The organism is uncultured Aquitalea sp., assembly GCF_945957525.1.
GTDB lineage: Bacteria > Pseudomonadota > Gammaproteobacteria > Burkholderiales > Chromobacteriaceae > Aquitalea.
Genome location: NZ_CAMFLA010000023.1, coordinates 1 through 22,128, shown reverse-complemented (window position 1 = coordinate 22,128; position 22,128 = coordinate 1). Strand labels below are relative to the sequence as shown.

Below are 22,128 nucleotides of genomic sequence, written 5' to 3'. Positions count from 1 at the left end.
TAGCGGCTGTTGTGGTTCAGGACGATTGCCGCTGGTGAAACACCGCCATCTCTTTGCGGATGAAATGGCCGATCATGGTGCGATACACCTCGGCGGTCAGCTGCGGGTCCGCGCCCAGCTCGCCGGCCAGCCGGGTGACGCGGCGGATGACCTGATCCACCCGCTTGCCGCCTTCTACTTCGGCGTCGTTGCGTTTGAAGCCGGCGGCTTGCTCCACATACAGCCCGCGCTCGGCGATTAGCGCCACCAGTTGCTGGTCGATGCGATCAATCTGCGCTCGCACTTCATCCAGACTTTGGCATTGGTAGATGAAATCCATGGTGTGGCTCCTGCTGTCGGTTGCGGGTTGGTTTCAGGCAAGGTTGGCCGAAGCGGCGCAGAGCAGCGCACGCGCCAGCGGGGGACAGATGCCGCGCAGGGCGGCGCGTTCCGGCTGGAAGAGGGTAGCGACGAAAAAGGGATGATGGTCCAGCTCGACGCCGCGTACTTCGCCTTCTTCATCAAAGGCGGTGGCGCGCAAGGGGCCACGGGTTAGCGCCTCGGCAAAAGCCGGGTTCAGTCCGTAGCGGCAGCGGTAGCCTTCCTGCGCGCCGGCTTGCGCATAGGCGGCGGCCAGCCTGCTGCCAGCGCTGAAACGTACTTCGCCTTCGGTTTCCACTAGGGCGCAGGCCAGCGGGGCAATCACTGCTCGCGCAGCATCCGGCGCGGTTTCCGCATGTTCGGCGTCCGTCCAGCCCAGCGCGTTGCGCGCGTACTCCAGCACCGCATGCTGGAAACCGCCGCAGGTGCCTAGAAAGGGCAGGCCGTGTTCGCGCGCGTGGCGGATGGCAAGCAGCGCGCCGTTCATGCTGCGATATGGACTGGCCGGCACGCACCAGATGGCGTCAAAGCCCTGCAGCGTGGCGGCATCCTTGATGGCGTCGGTAGCCAGCCATGCCATCTCCACCTGCATGCTTTCGGCCTTGGCGGCTAGTTGCAGGGCAAGCGGGATGGCCTGATGCGCGGGGACTGCGGGGTCGTAGTCGCCAACCAGTGCGATACGCGGCATGATTGTTCCTTTGTATTGAAAATTACAAAATATATAATTTCACAACATTTGTACCAAAAAAATCAATAGTAATTGAGGCCCATGGCGGATTTCACTTCAGCCAAAGTGCCGGCGGCCACTTCGCGCGCGCGCAGCGTACCCTGTTTGAGCGTCTCCAGCACCGCGCCCGGATCGCGGGCATAGGCTTCGCGGCGTTGGCGAATCGGGGTGAGCAGGCTTTGCAGGCAGTCTTCCAGATGCTGTTTGATGATGGTGTCGCCCAAGCCACCGCGACGGTAATGATCTTTCAGCTCGGCTACCAGCGCGGTATCCGGGTGGAACACGTCCAGATAGCTGAACACCACATTGCCTTCCACCTGGCCCGGGTCGCTCACGCGCAGATGATTGGGGTCGGTGTACATCATCTTTACCGCCTGGCGGATCTGGTCGGCGTCCGCGCCCAGCGTGATGGTGTTGCCCAGCGACTTGGACATCTTGGCCTTGCCGTCGATGCCAGGCAGGCGCGAACCCACTTCCGGCACCACGGCGCGGGCTTCCACCAGCACCGGCTCGCTGACGCTGGCATTGAAACGGCGCACGATTTCATTGGTCTGCTCGATCATGGGGATCTGGTCTTCGCCCACCGGCACGATGGTGGCTTTGAACGCGGTGATGTCGGCGGCTTGGGCGGCGGGGTAGGTGAGGAAACCGGCGGGAATGTCGCGCTCGTAACCGCGCTGTTTGATTTCGTCCTTGATGGTGGGATTGCGTTCCAATCGCGCTACGGTGACCAGGTTGAGATAGTAGGACGCCAGCTCGGTCAGTTCCGGCACCAGGCTCTGAATGAAGATAGTGCTTTTCGCCGGATCAATGCCCACCGCCAGATAGTCCAGCGCGACTTGCAGCACGTTGTCGCGCACCTTGAGGTAATTGCCCATGTTGTCGGTCAGGGCCTGGGCGTCGGCCAGCAGCAGAAACTGGCGGCAGTGCTCCTGCAGGATGACGCGGTTGCGCAGCGATCCCACATAGTGGCCCAAGTGCAAGGGGCCGGTGGTGCGGTCGCCGGTGAGGATGATGTCGGTGGATTGGATGCTGTTCAGGCTCATGTCGTTCTCCGTATCAAGTGCGGGAGAACGCTGCCGTCAGGTGGAGTGCTGGAAAAACGAAACCCGGATCCGCCTGTGGGCAGCGTCCGGGTTGTTTGCGCGTGCAATCGCCGGGGCTACCTCAGAAGAGGCGCCACCACCAAAAGAAGGATGCGGTTGCGTTTGCGGAATTCATCGTTTCATAAAACCACAGCGGCGGGCGGGCCGTCAAGCCGCCACGTCGATGAGTGGAGCGCGCGGGGCGGCGGCCACGGCAAGATAAGCGCGGGCGCGGCGATCCTGCGGAGCGGCTCCGCCGCTGCCCAGATCAAAAGCGCCTTCTCCCGCGCGGCGGGTTACCGCCTCGTGCCATTGTGTGGTTTCGTCCATTTCGCGGCGGAGTTCACCGTTCATGCCGCGGGCATCCGGTTTGCCGGAGATGCCCTCCACGCTAAGGCTTGTCCGTATTCCTGCTGACGCGTAGGAGTAAATGTAGGAGATGGGAAGAATATTCATACGCTGATAGAGAGCATCTTCTACCATTTTGTTTCTTCCTCAATTGTGAATTTGTGTTTCAAATCATGAGGATGATATGCGATCGGGCTGTGCAGATTTTGGCGCTTGCCGGAGGAACGCAATGTGTTGGTCGCAAAAAAAGCCTCCCGCAGGAGGCTTTTGATGACGGCGCGCGTCTGGGGGCGGATGCTCAGAAGCGGCGGGACAGCGCCGCCTTGTGCATGATGGTGGTGGCAATCTCTTCGATCGACTTGTGGGTGGTGCTGATGTAGGGCACGCCGTGGAAGCGGAACATGGACTCGGCTTCGCCCACTTCAAAGTGGCAGTTGTCCAGGCTGGCGTATTTGGAGTCCGGGCGGCGCTCGGAGCGGATATGGTGCAGGCGGGCCGGATCAATGGTGAGGCCGAACATCTTGTTGCGGTAGGGAATCAGCATCTTGGGCAAGGTGGGGCTGTCCAGGTCTTCCGGCGTCAGTGGGTAGTTGGCGGCCTTGATGCCGTATTGCAGCGCCAGATACAGACAGGTAGGCGTTTTGCCCGAACGCGACACGCCCACCAGGATGACGTCGGCGTCGGCCAGATCTTTCAGTTTCACACCGTCGTCGTGGTTGAGCGAGAAATTCACCGCCTCAATGCGGTGATCGTACTTCTCTTCGCTGACCACGCCATGCGCCTTGCCCAGGGTCAGCGAAGCTTTCTCGCCGATTTCTTCTTCCAACTGGCCGATGAAGGTTTCAAAGAAGTCCAGCACTACGGCTTCCTGGATGCGCACGGTGGCGCGCACTTCCGGGTTGACGATGCTGGTGAAAACCAGCGGCTTGAGATGATCTTTCTCTGCGATGGCGCGGATGTGCTCCACCACCACTTGCGCTTTTTCCACCGTATCGATGAAGGGAATGGTTTCGCGCTTGAATTCCTGCGTGTCGAACTGGGTCAGCAGGGTGTGGCCCAGCGATTCGGCGGTGATGCCGGTGCGGTCGGAGATGAAAAAGGCGGAGCGATGATGTGGCATGTCGTCACCTGTTGCGTATTTGGATGGCTGCGGAATGCCTGACAGTATAACCCCAGCCGGGGCGCGGCGGGCTGCCGGCAGGACGCTGTCCTGAAACGGGGCGGAAGCTGTCGCGCAGCGGCTTTTGTTGTAGTGGAGACACTACATGACGGTCATGTTCCGGCAACAAAATCGCCTCATACTGAGCAGGAACAGGGCTGGAGCGCCTTGATATGGGGCAAACCCTCGCGTTGTGCGGCGCAGAATACGCTACGCAAAACCGCTTGGAATGGGCTAGAATGCGGCTTTTCTATCGTCCAATCCAACACAGGAAGTGAAGTGATGGCAGAGAACTACGTCATCTGGTTCGAAAAGCTGCGCATGACTGACGTTGAAGAAGTAGGCGGCAAGAATGCCTCTCTCGGCGAAATGATCAGCCAACTTGCAGGCTCCGGCGTCCGGGTTCCCGGCGGTTTCGCAACCACGGCGCAAGCTTACCGAGATTTCCTCCAGCACAACGGCCTTGCCGACAAGATCAGCGCGGCGCTAGCCAAGCTGGATGTCGATGATGTGACCGAACTGGCTCGCATCGGCAAGGAAATCCGGCAATGGATCATCGACACCCCCTTCCCGGCCAAGCTTGACGCCGACATCAAGGAAGCTTGGGACAAGATGGTGGCCGACGCGGGGGGGGCAGACATTTCCGTTGCCGTTCGTTCCTCCGCTACCGCCGAAGACCTCCCCGACGCCTCGTTCGCAGGCCAGCAAGAAACCTTCCTGAATATTCGTGGCCTTGACAACGTCAAAGACGCCATGAAACACGTTTTCGCCTCCCTCTATAACGACCGCGCCATCTCCTACCGCGTGCACAAAGGCTTTGCCCACGATGTGGTGGCCTTGTCCGCCGGTGTGCAGCGCATGGTGCGTTCGGACTGTGGCGCCGCCGGTGTGATGTTCACCATCGACACCGAATCCGGCTTTGAAGACGTGGTGTTCATCACTGCTTCCTATGGTCTGGGCGAAACCGTGGTGCAAGGTGCCGTGAACCCTGACGAGTTCTACGTGCACAAGCCGACCCTGAAGGCGGGCCGCCCGGCCGTGCTGCGCAAGAACATGGGTTCCAAGCTGATCAAGATGGAGTTCACCGACGCGTCCCAGGCTGGCCGCTCCGTGCGCACCATCGATGTGGAACCGGCGCTGCGCAAGCAATTCTCCATTAGCGACGCCGAAGTCGCCGAGTTGGCCGAATACGCGCTGATCATCGAGAAGCACTACGGTCGCCCGATGGACATCGAGTGGGGCCGCGACGGTCTCGACGGCAAGCTGTACATCCTGCAAGCCCGTCCGGAAACCGTTAAGTCGCAAGAAGACCGCAAGGACACCCTGCGTCGCTATCGCCTGAACAACAAGTCCGCTGTGCTGTGCGAAGGCCGCGCCATTGGTCAGAAGATTGGCCAGGGCACCGTGCGCACCATCAAGGACGCTTCCGAGATGGATCGCGTCAAGGCTGGCGATGTGCTGGTAACCGACATGACCGACCCGGATTGGGAACCGGTGATGAAGCGCGCCGCCGCCATCGTGACCAACCGTGGCGGCCGTACCTGCCACGCGGCCATTATCGCGCGTGAGCTGGGCATCCCGGCGGTGGTGGGTTGCGGCGACGCTACCGACGTGCTGTCCGAGGGCATGCAGGTAACTGTGTCCTGCGCCGAAGGCGATACCGGTAATATCTATGACGGCCTGCTGGACGTTGAAGTGATCGACCTCGAGCTGGACAAGATGCCGGCCGCGCCTGTGAAGATCATGATGAACGTGGGCAATCCGGAACTGGCTTTCGACTTCGCGCAGCTGCCGAACGAGGGCGTTGGTCTGGCCCGCATGGAATTCGTGATCAACCGTCAGATCGGCATTCACCCGAAGGCTTTGCTGGAATTCGACAGCCTGCCAGCCGACCTGAAAGCCACCATCAGCGACCGTATCTCCGGTTACGCCAGCCCGGTGGATTTCTACGTCGACAAGATCGCTGAAGGCGTGGCCACGCTGGCCGCCGCTTTCTACCCGAAGAAGGTGATCGTGCGCATGTCCGACTTCAAGTCGAACGAGTACGCCAACCTGATCGGCGGTCAGTTGTACGAACCGCATGAAGAAAACCCGATGATCGGCTTCCGCGGCGCCGCCCGCTACGTGGCTGAGTCCTTCCGCGATTGTTTTGATCTGGAATGCCGCGCCATCAAGAAGGTGCGCGACGTGATGGGTCTGACCAATGTGGAAGTGATGATTCCGTTCGTGCGTACCCTGGCTGAAGCGGAAAAGGTCGTCGAGATCCTCGGCGCCAACGGTCTGAAGCGCGGTGAAAACGGCCTGCGCCTGATCATGATGTGCGAACTGCCGACCAACGCCGTACTGGCCGACAAGTTCCTGCAGCATTTTGACGGCTTCTCCATCGGTTCCAACGACATGACCCAGCTGACGCTGGGCGTGGACCGCGATTCCGGCGGCCCGATCGCCTCTACTTTCGACGAGCGCAACGAAGCCGTGAAAGCCATGCTGCACATGGCCATCCAGGCTTGCCGCAAGGCGGACAAGTATGTGGGCATCTGTGGTCAGGGTCCGTCCGACCATCCGGACTTTGCCAAGTGGCTGGTGGAAGAGGGCATCGAAACCGTGTCCCTCAACCCGGACACCGTGGTGGAAACCTGGCTCTACCTGGCGCGCGAACTGAACGCCTGATAAGGCCAAAGTTCCATGCCATGAAAAACCGCCCCTCGGGGCGGTTTTTTTACGCCTGCACTCAGGCGCAGACCTTCGGCCAACCTTGCGACCGGGCGTCAGCCGCGAAAGGGCAGACCCAGCGCGTAGCGAATCACACCTCGCTTGAACGGGCCGGCCTTGTCGGCCAGTTTCATGCCCAGCTTGCGGGCAGCCCGCAACGGCGGCAGGGTATTGGCGAAGCCGTAGCAAAAAGCATCCATGCCGGTTTGCATGGCCAGGTTGGCGGGCTTGCGCAGACGCTCGTAGCGGCGCAGCACGCTGATGTCGGCAAAATCCTTGCCCTCGGCATGCGCTTGCAGCACGGTGTCTGCCAGCGCGGCCACGTCTTGGTAACCTAGATTGACGCCTTGCCCGGCCAGCGGATGGATGGTGTGCGCGGCATCGCCGGCCAGTACCACGCCGTCTTTGGCGTAGCTGGCGGCATGGCGGCGGGTGAGGCCGAAGCTGCCGCGGCTGATCAGGCGGCGGATGCCGCCCAGTTTTTGCGGGAAGGCGGCGCTGAAGGCCGCGGTCAGCTCTTCGTCGCTCAGCGCAAGCAGACGTTTGACCTCGGTGGGCGTGTTGTACCAGACCAGAGAGGCGTGCGCGCCCGTCAGCGGCAGAAAGGCTTGTGGGCCGGTGGCGGTGAAGCGCTGCCAGGTGATGTCCTGTTGGTCATAAGCCGTTTCGCAGCTGGCGACCAAGGCGTGCATGGGGTAGTCCCAACTGGTGATGCCGATGCCGGCGGCGTCGCGCACGGCCGATCTGGCGCCGTCGGCGGCCACCAGCAGGCGGGCAACGAACACCGTGCCGTCTTCCAGCGTCACGCGGGAGGCCTTGGGCTGGTAGTCGATGCGGGCGATGCGCGCCGGGCAAAGATAACGAATGTCTTCGCGTTCGCGCACACACTCGGTGGTGGCCAGCTGGATGATGCGGTTCTCTACGATATGGCCCAGTACATCGTTGCCGGCTTCTTCGGCTGTGAACAGGGTGCCGTGAGCTTCGTCGTCTTCCCATACCTGCATGCGCAGATAGGGGGCGGCGCGCATGGAGCGAATGCGCTCCCAGGCGCCGATGCCGTCCAGTAAACGGGCGGAGGCGGGGCTGATGGCGGACACGCGCAGATCGGGTTCTTGCTCCGGGGCGAAGGCGGGCGGCGCGGTCTGTTCCAGCACCGCGATGCTCAAGCCCTTACCGCTCAGCGAGCAAGCCAGCGCTGTGCCCACCATGCCGCCGCCCACAATCAGTACGTCCACGTGTTCCATGCCCAGATCACTCCGCGTTGGACGCAAAGCAGCCTATTTGAGGCTGATTCGCGTTTATAAGATGACGCGCGATTGTGGCAGCGCTCAGGCGTGCGAACCTTGGCCTGGATCAAGAGTGGTGCTGGCGGCCGGCGCCAGGGCCGCCTGCGGGGTATTCTCCGCCGCCCGGGCATCTTGGCGGGCCGGCGGTACGGCGTGGTAAAGCTCGCTGTGCATGGACAGATAGGAGGACGCCGGGGTGACGGCGGCCAGCGAGGGCAGGGCGGTGCTCAGCAGCGCGGCTAAGAGGAGGCGTTTCATGCGGGGTCTCCAGGGTAAAGCGGGGTTTCTTCCAGCACCTCGCGCAAGCGCGGGGTGAGGAACTGGATAAGGGCTTCGTATTTGCGCGGCAGGGGCTGGCGGTAGGGAAATACCAGATACACCGGCCAGCAGCCGCCGTGCCAGCCGGGCAGCACACGGCGAAGATGGCCGCTTTCAACGAACAGGCGCGCGACATAGTGCGGCAACAGCGCCACGCCATGGCCGGCGATAAGACCGGAAATGAGCGACGCGTACTGGTCGCAAACCAGCATGGGGCGGGTAGTGATGCTGCGCAGCTCGCCGTCTTTTTCCAGCCGCCATTCGCGGCCGTAGACATGGTGGCTGTTGAGCAGAATGCGGTGATGAGCCAGATCTTCGGGGGTTTCCAGTCGCGGTGCGCGTTCCAGATAGGCCGGCGCGGCGTAGGGCGCTTCCCAGACAAAGCCCAGTGGCTTGGCCACCAGCCGGTCGTCGTGCACATTGCGCGAACGCAGGCAGAAATCCAGTCCGTCGTTGATGGGGTCCTGCAGGCGGTTTTCCGCCAACAGTTCCAGCTCCAGCTCGGGATGCTGCTCAGCCAGTTCGGCCAACATCGGCGCCAGCAGGTATTGCGCCAGCGAGGCGGTGGCGCTGATGCGCAGCGGTCCTTCGATACGGCCCTGGGCTTCTTCGATGTCCGGGCGCACTTTTTCCAGCACCTCGCGCATGCGGCGGGCGTGTTCGGCCAGCCGTCGCCCGCTTTCGGTCAGCGCCACGCGACGGGTATTGCGCAGCACCAGCACGGTGCCCAGCTCGCGTTCCAGTTCTTTGACCAACTGGCTGATGCGGCTTTTGGCGCAGCCGATCGCATCGGCTGCGGCTGTGAAGCTGCCCATGCGCGCCAGCGCGTCAAAGGCGAGCAGGGCGTCGGGCGAGGGGGGCGAAGCGGGTTTCATGGCGTTTTGTGCGTAAGGGCAAGGACTGACAACAGGCGATAGTCTGGCCGGCGGCTGCCTGGCCCCGTGATTGGGAGGCCGGTTTGACCGGCTTGTTTTTGCGGGGCGGCGGCACTGCCGACGCGCTCGGGCTTGGTGCTGAACCGTGTTTGATCTTAGCACGGCGTTGTCATCGTATTCGGAACAATCCTGTATTGATTTGGTACGATTCCCTGAACAAGCAGAAGGGGGAGTTGTGGTTTCAATAGCGCTGTTGTTCTTATTTTTGAACAATGTTTTGGTTATTAGCGATTTATCGCATGATGACTCTGCGTCTATGATGGTTTTGTGCAATTTATTGAACTATCGGAGACTAAATCATGAAAGTACTGGTTATCGGCGGCGCAGGTCATATCGGGAAAGCTGTTGTGGAGCGCCTGTCGCAAAAACATGAAGTGCTGGTGGGGGGGCGTCAGCGCGGCGACGTGAAGATCGACATCGAATCGCCAGCCAGCATCGAAGCCGCCTATCGCGCGCACCCGGATCTGGATGCGGTGATCGTCACCGCGGGCCACGTGCCGTTCAAGCCGCTGGATCAATTGACCGAGAGTGACTGGGCCGGTGGTCTCAACAACAAGTTGATGGGGCAGGTGCGGCTGGTACAGCTGGGCGCTCGCCTGCTCAAGTCGGGCGCGGTGTTTGTGTTGACTTCTGGCATTCTGGAAAAGGAATTCATCGGCGGCGCGATTTGCGCCGGCATGGTCAACGGTGCGCTGGCTGCCTTTGTGCGCGCTGCCGGTACGGAGTTGTGGGGCAAGGCGCGCGTCAATCTGGTGAGCCCGGGCCCGGTGGCTGAGGATGAACGTTACGCGGATTACTTCCCCGGCTTCCGTCGCGTCTCCCGCGAGGACGTGGCCGCTACCTACCAGCGCGCGCTGGAGCAGCCGGTGTCCGGCAAAGTGATGGAAGTGTTCCCCGAAGTCTCGCTCTGATCCTTGAGTCCTCCCGCGCTGCCGGGCGCGGGTAGGCAGGACGGCGGCGCTCTGGGAGAATGACGCATCAAGAATATTCCGATCGCGCCGCATGCTGCCTTATGTCGCGCTCACGGCGGCCATGCTGCTGTGGGCCAGTTCCTTCATCGCCCTCAAGCTGGTTTTTGCCATTTACGACCCTATTGCGGTGCTATTTGCCCGCATGGTGATCGCCACCTGCTGCCTCTTGCCCTTGCTGCGCGCGCGCGGCCACTGGAAATACCGGCGCGGCGACTGGCGCTGGCTGTTGGCGATGGGTCTGGCCGAACCCTGTCTGTATTTCCTCTTTGAGGCGCAAGCGCTGCTCAAGACCAGCGCGTCGCAAGCCTCCGTCATCACCGCCACTTTGCCGCTGCTGTGTTCGCTGGGCGCCATGTTGTTTCTGAAAGAAACCATGAGCTTGCGCGCCTGGGGCGGCTTGTTGTTGTCTTTTGCCGGCGTGGTGTGGCTGACGGCCACCGGCACGGCCGACGCATCCGCGCCGGACCCGCTGCTGGGCAATCTGCTGGAATTCATCGCCATGCTGTGCGCCAGCGGCTATGTACTGATCGCCAAGCGTCTCTCCTCACGCTATTCCGCGCTGGCGCTCACCGGTGTGCAAACCGTACTGGGCAGTGTGTGGTTTGGCGCGGCGCTGGCCACGCCCTGGGCAGCCTGGCCGGTGCATTACCCGCTGGGGCCAAGCCTGTGGGTGCTGTATCTGGGCGCCTGCATCACGCTGGGTGCTTATGGTCTGTACACCTGGGGGGTAAGCAAGGTTCCCGTGGCGCGCGCTTCGGCCTATATCAATCTCATTCCCGTGTTTACCGTGGCGCTGGCCAGTTTGTTTCTGGGAGAACGGCTAAACGGGGGCCAATGGCTGGCTTGCGCACTGGTGTTCGGCGGCGTGCTGGCCGGGCAGTGGCGCAGTGGAAAAACCTGAGCCGGCCTACAGCTTTGGCCGTTTTGGCCGATATGGATCAGTGGCGGGCCGATGAGGGCCGCCGACAAAACCGTGAAGATGCGTCGCGGACAACAGGACACCACGTCGCTGCAAGCTGCAAAAGACGTAGGGATGGCCGGGATGGCGGCGCGAGAACAGTAAAGAGGCAAGGAGGGGGCATGAGGCAAGCGTTCGGCAAACTAGGGTGGCTGGCAGGCATGAGCGTGCTCGCGGGCGCGGCGCTGGCTGAGGAGCACCCCGCGGAGGCCACGCTCAATAAACCGGCAGCGGCCAAGCCGGCTACCGAAGCGCCCGCCGCCAAGCCGGCGGCGGCATCGGGCGAGAAGGCTGGGCCCGCCATCAAATTGCCCGGCAAGCTGGCAGCCAGCATGGCCGCCCAGCAAAAGCCTAAGCCGCCAGAGGCGATGGCGCCGGAGGTGAAGCAAGGCAAGCCGCCGGAAATCAAGATGCCGGTGGGGCTGAGTCCCGAGGTGCGCGCGCCCGATGGTTTGCGTCCGCCCAAGGCCCGCGTCGAACCGACGCACGAGGTTGTCGCGCACAATGCCCCCGCCAAGCCGCGCGCGGTGCATGCCAAACCGCATGCGCCGGCCGGCGCGCATAAGAAGCCAGCCGAATCCGCCTCGGCCCAGACGGTTCAGCTGCAATCCCAGGTGGCGGTGATTCTCAAGGCCAGCCAGCGTTATCTCGCCACGCATGGCGCTGGTTATTTCGGCGATCTCAAGGAAGCTGGCGCCGCGCGCGCTACGGTGGTGAGTTGCGCAGACAGCCCGCATGCCGAAGGCGGCTTCAAGGATTTCAAGAACGGACTCTACAGGGTGCGCACCGCCGGCAATCAGATCGAGCCGGCCGAGGGCACCATCGAGTATGGTGTGCGCAAGCTGCGTACGCCGGTGCTGATGATTGTCGGCGCGCCGGGTTGCCGTACCGTGCTGGACGCCATGGTGGATGAAAGCGGCAGTGCCGCTTCGGCCAACATGGGTTTGCCGAAGGGTATCGGCGAGGCCAATGGCGCCTTGTTGAACGTCAACAATCAGGTAGAGGGCGCCATTCTCACTTTCGCCGGCGAAGTGGAAGCCGGGCGTCTGGCGGTGATCGGCGCTTACTACGATGTAAACAACGATCTCAAGCGGGGCAAGGGCAAGCTGGTGGTGACCAACATCAATGGCGAGACGCAACCTGCGGCGATAAAACGCATCATGCAGAAGGGCGATTACTTCCATTACGCTTTCATGCGCTGACAATCGTTCTGTGCGATAGACCTGGCCGCCGCGGGCAACCCCGGCGGCCTTTTTCATGCCTGCGTGTAAGCAGGCCATTACAGGGGGCGAGGAGGGTCTGGCAGCGCTGCTGCCTTTTTTATTTGAATCAATGCCACTCTCTTGGCATGGCGCAAAACAACGGATCGAATATTGGAGTAATCTGGGCTGGAAATGAAAAAAAGACGGAAAACAAAGGCTTTTCGTCGTGCATTGCCTAAATGTTGCAGCCGGTTTTGTAGCGGGTTAATTACAAAAACGGCTTTTCATCGCCGGTTTGGCTTAGTTGAATAAGCGATTTATTCAAATGGCCTGAATATTGATTTGCCGGCGCTGGAATCAAAAGATTTCATCCCATTTGGAGAATCATCATGTCGGTTACCAATATCCTTGAATTGAACGAGCTGGTGGCGCGCGTCAAAAAAGCGCAAGCGGCATTCGCCACTTTCACCCAGGAGCAGGTGGACGTCATCTTCCGCCATGCCGCGCTGGCCGCCGCCGACGCCCGCATTCCGCTGGCCCGCATGGCGGTGGAGGAAACCGGCATGGGCGTGATGGAAGACAAGGTGATCAAGAATCACTTTGCCTCTGAATACATCTACAACAAGTACAAAGATGAAAAGACCTGCGGCGTGCTGTCCGAAGATGACAGCTTTGGCACCATCACCATTGCCGAACCGGTAGGTATCCTGTGCGGCATCGTGCCCACCACCAATCCTACTTCCACCGCCATCTTCAAGGCGCTTATCGCGCTGAAAACCCGCAACGCCGTCATTTTTTCGCCGCACCCGCGCGCGCGCCGCTCCACCTGCGAAGCAGCCCGGCTGGTGCTGGACGCCGCTGTGGCGGCCGGTGCGCCCAAAGACATCATCGGCTGGATCGACGAGCCCAGCGTTGAGCTGTCCAATGCCTTGATGCACCATCCGGACGTCAACCTGATCCTGGCCACCGGCGGCCCGGGCATGGTGCGCGCTGCCTATTCTTCCGGCAAACCCGCCATTGGCGTGGGCGCCGGCAACACGCCCGCCGTGGTGGATGAAACCGCCGACATCAAGCGCGCGGTGGCTTCCATCCTGATGTCTAAGACCTTCGACAACGGCGTGGTGTGCGCTTCCGAGCAGTCCGTCATCGTGGTGGACAGCGTGTACGACGCCATGCGCGAGCGTTTCTCCCGTCATGGCGGCTATATGCTCAATGCCAAGGAGGCCGAAGCCGTGCGCCAGGTGATCCTCAACAACGGCAACCTCAATGCCGCCATCGTGGGGCAGAGCGCGGTGAAGATCGCCGCCATGGCCGGCCTGACCGTACCGCCGGACACCAAGGTGCTGATCGCCGAAGTGAGCGATCTGAGCAACGATGAAGCCTTCGCCCACGAAAAGCTGTCGCCGACGCTGGCCATGTACCGCGCCGCTGATTTTGTCGACGCCTGCGACAAGGCGGCAGCGCTGGTGGCGCTGGGCGGCATCGGCCACACCTCGGCGCTGTATACCGATCAGGATCTGCAGGCCGATCGCATCCGTTACTTCGGCGACCGCATGAAAACCGCCCGTATCCTGATCAACACCCCGTCTTCGCATGGCGGCATCGGCGACTTGTACAACTTCAGCCTGGCCCCGTCGCTGACGCTGGGTTGTGGCTCCTGGGGCGGCAATTCCATCTCGGAAAACGTTGGCCCCAAACACTTGATCAACAAGAAGACCGTGGCCAAGAGGGCAGAGAACATGCTGTGGCACAAACTGCCGAAATCCATTTACTTCCGTCGCGGCTGCCTGCCGGTAGCGCTGGAAGACCTGGCCGATAAGAAGCGTTGCCTGATTGTGACCGGCCAGTATCTGTTCGAGCACGGTTTTGTCGACGAACCGATCCGCCTGCTGAAGAAAATGGGGCTGGAAGTGGAAGTGTTCTTCGAAGTGCCGGCCGACCCCACGCTGGCCGTGGTACGCAAGGGCGCGGCACTGGCCCATGCCTTCCAGCCGGATGTGATCATGGCGCTGGGCGGCGGCTCGCCGATGGACGCGGCCAAGATCATGTGGGTGATGTACGAGCATCCGGAAGTGCATTTCGCCGATCTGGCGCTGCGCTTCATGGACATCCGCAAGCGTATCTACCAATTCCCCAAGCTGGGTCGCAAAGCCATGATGGTGGCCGTGCCCACCACCTCGGGCACCGGTTCGGAAGTGACGCCGTTTGCCGTGGTGACCGATGAAGTAAGCGGCGTGAAATACCCGATTGCCGATTACGAACTTACCCCGCACATGGCCATCGTCGACGCCAATCTGATCATGGACATGCCCAAGTCCTTGACCGCTTTCGGCGGCATCGACGCGGTGACTCATGCGCTGGAAGCCTATGTATCGGTGATGGCCAACGAGTATTCCGATCCGCAGGCCTTGCAAGCGCTCAAGCTGCTGAAGGACTACCTGCCCTCGGCCTATGCCAACGGCGCGCGCGATCCGAAAGCCCGCGAGCAAGTGCACAATGCTGCCACCATCGCCGGCATCGCCTTCGCCAATGCCTTCCTCGGCGTGTGCCACTCCATGGCGCACAAGCTGGGTGCGGAATTCGGCCTGGCCCACGGTTTGGCCAATGCGCTCCTGATCAGCAACGTGATCCGCTACAACGCCGCCGACATCCCGACCAAGCAGACCGCTTTTAGCCAGTACGATCGGCCCAAGGGCGTGGCCCGCTATGCCGAAATCGCGCGCCATCTGGGGCTGGAGGCCGCGCGCGACCACGATCGCGTGCAAAAGCTGATCGACTGGGTGGATGCGCTGAAAAAGACGCTGGACATCCCGATGTCCATCCAGGCCGCCGGCGTGAGCGAGGCGGACTTCCTCGCCAAGGTAGACCAGTTGGCCGAAGACGCTTTCGACGACCAGTGCACCGGCGCCAATCCGCGCTACCCGCTGATCAGCGAACTCAAGCAACTGCTGCTGGATAGCTACTATGGCCGCGCCTACAAGGAAGCCTGGGAGCGCGACAGCGAAGCCAGTATCGAACAGGCCGCGCCTGCAAAGAGCAAAGGCAAGCTCAAGGCAGTGTGAGCAGCCTGACGCCAGCGTGACGCAACAGACAGCCCGGCTTCGGCCGGGCTCGGATTATTGACAAGCCCCTTCTCGCTTTCTGCTCAGAAAGCGAGGCTCCCTTGCAGGGCAAGGGCGGGGGGATTGGGAATGAACATGAAGGCTGCGGCACTGCCAAGCCAGTCGACAGGCCCGGCTTTGCCGGGTCCTGCATCATCTCATCCGAATCACTTGTGAGCAGCCTGAGCCCGGCTTCGGCCGGGCTGTTTTTTACCTGTTGGCCGAAGCCGCGCTGTCTTGCCGGCAAGTCGGTAATCCGGCATCAATCAGGATTTACCCACTTGGCGAAGGAGAAGCCGCATGAAGATCAGCAACCTGCCTTTCGGGCTGACGAACTGGGCTGACATCGAACCCACCAGCCATCCTGGCGTCAGCGGCGCGGCGCTATGGCGCACATGCCAGTTCGGCGATATCCGCGTGCGCATGGTGGAGTACAGTCCGGGCTATCTCGCCGATCACTGGTGCGAAAAAGGCCACATCCTGCTGTGTCTGGAGGGTGAGCTGGAAACCGAGCTGGCGGATGGCCGTCGCTTTGTGCTGACGCCGGGTGTCAGCTATCAGGTGGCAGACGGCGCCGAGCCGCATCGCTCTGCCACCCGCACCGGCGCTCGGCTGTTCATTGTGGACTGAGTTGAGCCGGGCGCACGCTCAGACGCGCAGCGCCTCGCGCCAGAAGCCGAAGTAGTCCGCTCCCATGCTTTCCAGCGCCCGCTCAAAGCCGACAGCGCCCAGATTCAGCGCTTGGGCTTGATTGGCGATGCCTTGTGCTTGCAGGTGGTCGGCCAGCACTGCGACGGCGCGGGCCTCGCTTGGGTTGCCGGCGTCCGCCACCAGCCGGATGTGCGATTCGGCGCGCCACAGCGCATCCGCCTGATGGTCGATTTGTTGCCACAGCGCCGCCGACTCGCCGGCTGACGGCAGCCTGGGCGCAATGGCGGAGAGCGCGCCGAACAATTCCGGCTGGCGCACGGCCAGCGTCAGCGCGGGCAGGCCGCCCTCGGCCACGCCCTCCACGGCGCGATGTCCGGCGGTGGTCAGCGTGCGGAAGTGCCGGTCCACCCAGGGCAGCAAATCCTGCGCGATGGTTTGCGCGGTCTGCTCGGCGCTGGCGGCGGGTTCCAGGCGTGGCATGGCCAGAATGACGGGCGGCATATCGCCCGCGCGCATGGCCGCGGTCATGCGACGCATGGCGGCCGGGGCGTCCTGGCCCAGCCAGTACAGCACCGGAAAGCGGCGGGAGGACACGTCCTGATAGCCGGGCGGCAGGGCGATAAGCACGGCCGCTTCGGCATGTTGTCCTTGCGAGGCGGCGGGGTAGCGGAACCAGCTGCTACTGGCGCTCTGGTCCTCCTCTTGCGACAGGCTGTCGCTTGGGCGGGCTTCGGTATCTTCATGGGCGCGCAAGGGGTCGGCCTCGGCGACGGGCAGCAGGATGAAGCAGGAAAACAGCAGCAGGGCGATCAGGCGCAACATGGGACGGTCATCCATGCGTAAGGTTGTCGGGGAACGCACCGATTCCGCTGTGGGATCCAGGCGGCCGCGGATATCCAGCATGCCGCCCGGCTGTTGCCGGCGTGTTGCCCGATGGCGCGCAAGTGTTGCCGAGTATTGAGCGCGGGCACTGACACGCGCAGAAACATGCCTCAGATGACTGGCTAACGCCCCCTCGCGTTCGGCGACAGCGCCAGGCGCCCTGGCCGGGCAAGCGCAGGAGGATGGGATGGGGGCCAACGGGATGGCTGCGACATCAACAGGGTAGTCTGAGGGCCCGGCCTTGCCGGGCCCCGCACCCTTTCAGGCCATTGCGTTGTCAGCAGCCAGAGGGGGAGTGCCTGGGCAAGCCCCTTTGTGCATGCAGTTTTGCGGGCAATGCACTGGGCAGGTTTGCGAATGCCTGCGTTGTTGTCAGGCTTCGCCCGCTGGTTTGGTCTTGCTGACGCGCGGTTTGGCTTCTTTGGCCGGCTTGTCGGTTTTCTTTTTTTCCGCCACCGCGGGCTGGCCTTTCTGGATATGGCTCAGGCGACGGCGGATGTCGTCGGTGTCCAGCCAGATGTCCTCGCCCTTGCTGATGCGTTCCAGTTCATGATCGCTGAGGAAGGGGCGGCAGACGTTGCGCATCACCTTGTCGAACCACTTGCGGCTGGCCATCACTTGCGCCGCCTGCTCATTGCCCTTGCCAATCAGCGCCGATGAGTAGTTGTGGAACATCAGCTGGCAGGTGTCGTGCACAATCAGCTCGTCGCCGGCGAGGAAGATCAGCGCGCCCATGGAGTAGGCGCGGGCCTCCAGAATGGTGATGACGTGAGCCGGGCTGGCGGCGATGTTGTTGATGATCTGCAGGCCGGTGTCGAAATTGCCACCCGGAGTATTCAGGTGCAGGAACACCAGATCGGTTTCACTGGCGGTGCGCAGGGTGTACAGCAGATCGGTGTACTTGATGGGGTCGCCGATCTCGCCGGACAGGTAGAAGGAAATCTGGCGGATGACGCCCTGGGACTCGTAGCGGCGGAAGGCGGGCTGGCGCGCGGTGTCGTCGTCGTCTTCCGGGTCGGTGATGGCAAGGCGGGGTTGGCGCGGCTGGGTCATAGCGTTGCTCCTTGTTGTGGTTTTCGCTTCTCTCGCTGGCCGCCGGCGCCGTGTGGGTTACGGCGCGACAGCGATTCACTCTGATGCTAGTCCTGAAAAGGGGCGCAGCGCCATGCCGGCGATCAGGGCCGGCAAGGTTGGCCGAAGAGCGGGTTCAGGCCAGTTCTTTCAGCAGCTCCTTCACCCGCACCACGCGCAGGCCCACCTCTTCGATATGAGTTTCTACCCGCAGTTTGTCCTGTCCGGCCAGTTTGTACTGCCGCTTGCTCTGGATCAACTGGATGATTTTCATCGGGTCGATGGGCGGGTTGGGCACAAACTGCAGCTGGATGGCCACTTCGCTGGCGTCCAGCTTCTGCACGCCCAGAGGCTTGGCCATCAGACGCAGACGATGGCTTTCGATCAGCGTTTTCACGCTTTGCGGCGGTAGGCCGAAGCGGTCGATCAGCTCCTCGTGAATGGCGTCGATGTCCTGTTCGCTTTCGCAGGTGGCCAGCCGCTTGTACAGCACCAGCCGTTCATGCACGTCCGGACAGTAGCCGTCCGGCAGCAGGGCGGGGCTGTGCAGATTGATTTCGGTGGTGACGCCCAGCGGCGCGTCCAGATCAGGCTGGCGGCCCTTCTTGAGATCGCGCACCGCCTGCTTGAGCATTTCGGTAAACAGCGTAAAGCCCACTTCCTGCATCTCACCCGACTGCCCTTCGCCCAGCACTTCGCCCGCGCCGCGGATTTCCAGATCGTGCATGGCGAGGTAGAAGCCCGAGCCCAGTTCTTCCGACATCTGGATGGCTTCCAGCCGTTTGACGGCGTCCTTGGTCATGCCTTCAGGCGTCAGCAGATAGGCATAGGCCTGATGGTGGCTGCGGCCCACGCGGCCGCGCAGCTGGTGCAATTGTGCCAGACCGAACTTGTCGGCGCGGTTGATGAGAATGGTGTTGGCGTTGGGGATGTCGATGCCGGTTTCGATGATGGTGGAGCACAGCAGGATGTTGAAGCGTTGCTGCATGAAGTCGCGCATCACCTGTTCCAGCTCGCGCTCGCGCAACTGACCGTGCGCCACGCCGATGCGGGCTTCGGGCAGCAGCTCGGTCAGCTTTTCGCGCATGTTTTCGATGGTGTCCACCTCGTTGTGCAGGAAGAACACCTGGCCGCCGCGCTTGAGTTCGCGCAGCACCGCTTCGCGGATCACGCCGTTGCTGAATGGGCTGATGAAGGTTTTTACCGCCAGCCGGCGGCTGGGCGCGGTGGCGATGACGGAGAAGTCGCGCAGGCCTTCCAGCGCCATCGACAGCGTGCGTGGAATCGGCGTGGCGGTCAGCGTCAGCACGTCCACATTGGCGCGCAGCCGCTTGAGCTGCTCTTTCTGACGCACGCCGAAGCGGTGCTCTTCGTCGATGATCACCAGCCCCAGATTCTTGAAACTGATATCAGGCTGCACCAGCTTGTGGGTGCCGATGACGATGTCCACCGTGCCTTCGGCCAACCCGGCCAGCGCGGCCTTGGTTTCCTTGCCGCTGCGAAAGCGCGATAGCTCGGCGATGCGGATGGGCCAGTCGCTGAAGCGGTCGGCGAAGTTCTGGTAATGCTGCTCGGCCAACAGCGTGGTGGGCACCAGCAAGGCTACTTGCTTGCCGCCCATGACGGCGACGAAGGCGGCGCGCAGCGCGACTTCGGTTTTGCCGAAACCCACGTCGCCGCACACCAGGCGGTCCATCGGTTTGCCCGAACACATGTCGTGGATCACCGCCTCGATGGCGCTGGCCTGGTCCGGCGTTTCTTCGAAGCCGAAACCGGCGGCGAAGGCGGCGTAATCATGATGCGACAGGGTGAAGCTGTGCCCCTCGCGCGCAGCGCGCTGGGCGTAGAGATTGAGCAGCTCCGCGGCGGTGTCGCGCGCTTTTTCCGCCGCGCGTTTCTTGGCTTTCTCCCAAGCGGGATTGCCGAGCTTGTGCAGCGGGGCCTGATCGGCGGCGCCGCCGGCGTAGCGGGAAATCAGGTGCAGCTGGCTGACCGGCACGTACAGTGTGGCGTTGTCGGCGTACTCCAGTTGCATCAGCTCGGTCTGGCCTTCTCCCAGATCCATCGACACCAGGCCCACGTAGCGGCCGATACCGTGCTGTTCGTGCACCACCGGGTCGCCGGCCTTCACCTCGGCCAGATCGCGCAGCATGGAGTCCGAGCTGGCGCGCACGTGACGGCGACGGGCATGGCTGCGCGCCACGTGCTGGTAAAGCTCTGATTCGGTGATGACGCTGACGGCGGGCTGCTCCAGCGCAAAACCGCTGTACAGCGGGGCCACGGTCAGCGCCAGCGGTGCGTCGCCTTCGGCAAACTCGCTCCAGTGGTCGATCGGTTTGGGCTTGATACCGTTTTCGGCGAGGAACTGGTACATGGTTTCGCGCCGGCCCAGGCTTTCCGCCGTGATCAGCACGCGCCGGCCGCCGCCCTTGAGATAGGCCGCCAGCTTGAACAGCGGATTGTCGGCGCGGCGTTCCACCGCCAGGTCGGGCAGGGTGTGCGCGCCTTCGGCTTCGGCCGGGTTGTGGCTGAACTCCAGTCGCGAGAACGGCTTGACGCCGCCCATGAACTCGTCCGGACGCAGGAAGAGATCGGCCGGCGGCAGGGCGGGGCGCTCGCTGTCGCCGCGCGCCATCTCGTAGCGCGATTGCACGTCTTTCCAGAAGGTGTCCACCGCGCCGGGCACATCGCGATGCAGCGCCACCAGCGTGTTGTCGCCCAGGTAGTCGAACAGGGTGGCGGTGTCGTCGAAAAACAGCGGCAGGTAGTACTCGATGCCGGCGGGGAAGAGGTTGGCCGACACATCCTTGTAGATGCGGCTCTTGGAAGGATCGCCCTCCATGCGCTCGCGATAGTGCTGGCGGAAAGCGGTGACGCCGCTTTCATCCGCCGGGTATTCGCGCGCCGGTAGCAGGCGGATTTCCGGCACCGGATACAGCGTACGCTGGGTGTCCGGGTCGAAGGTGCGCAGGGTTTCGATTTCGTCGTCGAACAGGTCGATGCGGTAGGGCAGCGCCGAGCCCATGGGGAAGAGGTCCACCAGGCCACCACGAATGCTGAATTCGCCCGGACCCATGACTTGCGTCACATGCTGGTAGCCGGCGGTAACCATGTCGCTGCGCAGCTGGTCCACATCCAGCCGCTGGCCGGCCTTGAGGAAGAACGTGCGCCCCAGCAAATAACCCACCGGCGCCAGTCGCGTCATGGCGGTGCTGACCGGGGCGATGATCACATCGCATTCGCCGCGATGGATTTGCCATAGCGTGGCCAGCCGTTCGCTCACCAGTTCGCCGTGCGGTGAGAAGTGGTCATAGGGCAGGGTTTCCCAGTCCGGCAGCAGGGCGACTTTCAGCCCTGGCGCGAACCACGGCAGCTCGGCCTTCAGTCGTTGGGCGGATTGCGCGTCCGCCGTGACGATCAGCAGGGGTCTGTCCTGCCCGGCGAGACGGGCGAGCACGGCGGCATCCAGGCCGTCGGGAAGGTAGGCGCAGCGGGTCTTTTGACCGGCCGGGGCGATCCGTGGGAGATTTTCCAACATTTTTTTCACATTCGTGGTTCTGCGGGTATTATACCAGCGGGCCTTGCACCGTAATGGTGGCAGGGCCTTGCATTTACAAGAGGCCCGCAGGGTCCGACGCCTTTCATCCCGGCAATTCCCCCATTTACGTCACGCCATGCTCCCGCCAGAAGGAGCCGGGGAAGTCGCGGTCATACAAGGAACTGGGAGAGTGAAACAGAAGGGGAAGCTGGAGGCCTGGCTGGCGTTTGCCTGCTTTGCCAGTAGTCTTTTGTTGTGGCCCAGGCTTGCGCCGGGCGACATGCCGCTGGCGGGATTCCTCCCGCACGCTGTTTATGCCTGGTGGCTGCTGCGCCGGGGCTTTGACGGTTTCGCGCCATGGTGGCCGATTGCCGCTATTCCGCTCGCCTTTCAACTGATGCCCTGGCCCTGGCTGGCCAGTCTGGTGTTGTCCTTGTACGCCGTTGCGCCCGGTGTCCGGCTGATGCGGCTGGCGGGAGAGGAGGGCGACCCCGCCTCCATTGCCTATCTACTGTGGCGCTTGCTGGAAACCTCGGTGTATCTGGCGGCGCCGCCGGTGTTTTTGCTGGGCAGCCTGATGTTGTTCCGCGAAGCCTTGCCGGATGTGCTGCGCTGGGCCGCCGAAGCCTGGGGCTGCACCGTACTGGCCATGTGCTGCTGGGTGCCGTTGTCGCGGCCCGGCATCTGGCCTGACCGTCGACGTCTGATCGAACTGGCCATGATCATGCTGGTGGCGCTGGCCATGTGGATCAGCATGACCGGCAGCGGCCGCGTCTGGCCTTTCCCCGCGCCCATGCTTTTCTTCCCCGTATTGCTGTGGTCGG

General features: G+C 62.6%; 18 protein-coding genes. 7 read left to right on the top strand and 11 right to left on the bottom strand.

Annotation, left to right across the window (positions count from 1 at the left end; translation table 11 throughout):
- Positions 1 to 16 precede the first annotated feature (16 nt).
- The 5 genes from Q0P52_RS17175 to Q0P52_RS17155 form a co-directional block, all read right to left on the bottom strand.
- On the bottom strand, positions 17 to 319 hold the full coding sequence (locus Q0P52_RS17175; protein WP_293763864.1) for a chorismate mutase: 303 nt from the start codon (positions 317 to 319) through the stop codon (positions 17 to 19).
- Positions 320 to 352: 33 nt separating this feature from the next.
- The gene (locus Q0P52_RS17170) at positions 353 to 1,048 is read right to left on the bottom strand and encodes a CTP synthase (RefSeq protein ID WP_293763867.1); all 696 of its coding nucleotides are present in this window, start codon (positions 1,046 to 1,048) and stop codon (positions 353 to 355) included.
- A gap of 62 nt (positions 1,049 to 1,110) precedes the next feature.
- Positions 1,111 to 2,127, bottom strand: coding sequence for a tryptophan--tRNA ligase (gene trpS, locus Q0P52_RS17165; protein WP_366062646.1), 1,017 nt, complete (start codon positions 2,125 to 2,127; stop codon positions 1,111 to 1,113).
- A gap of 213 nt (positions 2,128 to 2,340) precedes the next feature.
- Complete coding sequence (locus tag Q0P52_RS17160) at positions 2,341 to 2,655, bottom strand: hypothetical protein (protein WP_293763873.1); 315 nt, start codon at positions 2,653 to 2,655, stop codon at positions 2,341 to 2,343.
- A 163-nt stretch (positions 2,656 to 2,818) separates the two neighbouring features.
- Positions 2,819 to 3,640 (bottom strand): pyruvate, water dikinase regulatory protein, encoded by an 822-nt coding sequence (locus Q0P52_RS17155; protein ID WP_293763876.1) that lies wholly within the window; start codon positions 3,638 to 3,640, stop codon positions 2,819 to 2,821.
- Between the two features lie 321 nt (positions 3,641 to 3,961).
- Here Q0P52_RS17155 and ppsA point away from each other — a divergent pair, with 321 nt between their 5' ends.
- Entirely contained in the window at positions 3,962 to 6,349 is a 2,388-nt protein-coding gene (gene ppsA, locus Q0P52_RS17150) for a phosphoenolpyruvate synthase (protein WP_293763878.1), read from the top strand.
- A gap of 98 nt (positions 6,350 to 6,447) precedes the next feature.
- Here the strand turns inward: ppsA and Q0P52_RS17145 are convergent, their stop codons facing one another.
- The 3 genes from Q0P52_RS17145 to Q0P52_RS17135 all read right to left on the bottom strand — a co-directional run bounded on the left by Q0P52_RS17145 (position 6,448) and on the right by Q0P52_RS17135 (position 8,870).
- On the bottom strand, positions 6,448 to 7,635 hold the full coding sequence (locus Q0P52_RS17145; RefSeq protein WP_293763881.1) for an FAD-dependent monooxygenase: 1,188 nt from the start codon (positions 7,633 to 7,635) through the stop codon (positions 6,448 to 6,450).
- 84 nt (positions 7,636 to 7,719) lie between these two features.
- Positions 7,720 to 7,935: a hypothetical protein gene (locus tag Q0P52_RS17140; protein ID WP_293763883.1), complete on the bottom strand. Its 216-nt coding sequence runs from the start codon at positions 7,933 to 7,935 to the stop codon at positions 7,720 to 7,722.
- Positions 7,932 to 8,870, bottom strand: coding sequence for a LysR family transcriptional regulator (locus tag Q0P52_RS17135; RefSeq protein WP_293763886.1), 939 nt, complete (start codon positions 8,868 to 8,870; stop codon positions 7,932 to 7,934). Before Q0P52_RS17135 ends, Q0P52_RS17140 begins: the two co-directional genes overlap by 4 nt.
- 359 nt (positions 8,871 to 9,229) lie before the next feature.
- On the opposite strand from Q0P52_RS17135, the gene Q0P52_RS17130 reads away from it, so the two are divergent.
- From Q0P52_RS17130 to Q0P52_RS17110, 5 genes are all read left to right on the top strand, one after another.
- Complete coding sequence (locus Q0P52_RS17130) at positions 9,230 to 9,841, top strand: short chain dehydrogenase (RefSeq protein WP_293763889.1); 612 nt, start codon at positions 9,230 to 9,232, stop codon at positions 9,839 to 9,841.
- 91 nt (positions 9,842 to 9,932) lie between these two features.
- Positions 9,933 to 10,802, top strand: coding sequence for a DMT family transporter (locus Q0P52_RS17125; RefSeq protein ID WP_293763892.1), 870 nt, complete (start codon positions 9,933 to 9,935; stop codon positions 10,800 to 10,802).
- Positions 10,803 to 10,981: 179 nt separating this feature from the next.
- Complete coding sequence (locus Q0P52_RS17120) at positions 10,982 to 12,061, top strand: carbonic anhydrase (protein WP_293763895.1); 1,080 nt, start codon at positions 10,982 to 10,984, stop codon at positions 12,059 to 12,061.
- A gap of 389 nt (positions 12,062 to 12,450) precedes the next feature.
- Positions 12,451 to 15,123, top strand: coding sequence for a bifunctional acetaldehyde-CoA/alcohol dehydrogenase (gene adhE, locus Q0P52_RS17115; protein WP_293763898.1), 2,673 nt, complete (start codon positions 12,451 to 12,453; stop codon positions 15,121 to 15,123).
- Positions 15,124 to 15,462: 339 nt separating this feature from the next.
- Complete coding sequence (locus Q0P52_RS17110) at positions 15,463 to 15,792, top strand: DHCW motif cupin fold protein (protein WP_293763901.1); 330 nt, start codon at positions 15,463 to 15,465, stop codon at positions 15,790 to 15,792.
- A gap of 18 nt (positions 15,793 to 15,810) precedes the next feature.
- Here Q0P52_RS17110 and Q0P52_RS17105 read toward each other — a convergent pair whose 3' ends face one another.
- The 3 genes from Q0P52_RS17105 to mfd all read right to left on the bottom strand — a co-directional run bounded on the left by Q0P52_RS17105 (position 15,811) and on the right by mfd (position 21,304).
- Complete coding sequence (locus Q0P52_RS17105) at positions 15,811 to 16,650, bottom strand: alpha/beta hydrolase-fold protein (protein ID WP_293763904.1); 840 nt, start codon at positions 16,648 to 16,650, stop codon at positions 15,811 to 15,813.
- Between the two features lie 417 nt (positions 16,651 to 17,067).
- Entirely contained in the window at positions 17,068 to 17,748 is a 681-nt protein-coding gene (locus Q0P52_RS17100; RefSeq protein ID WP_293763906.1) for a Clp protease ClpP, read from the bottom strand.
- A gap of 154 nt (positions 17,749 to 17,902) precedes the next feature.
- Positions 17,903 to 21,304, bottom strand: a complete 3,402-nt coding sequence (mfd, locus tag Q0P52_RS17095; RefSeq protein WP_293763909.1) for a transcription-repair coupling factor — start codon at positions 21,302 to 21,304, stop codon at positions 17,903 to 17,905.
- 190 nt (positions 21,305 to 21,494) lie between these two features.
- On the opposite strand from mfd, the gene Q0P52_RS17090 reads away from it, so the two are divergent.
- Positions 21,495 to 22,128 (top strand): hypothetical protein (locus tag Q0P52_RS17090; RefSeq protein WP_293813780.1); only part of this gene is annotated, 634 nt, incomplete at its 3' end.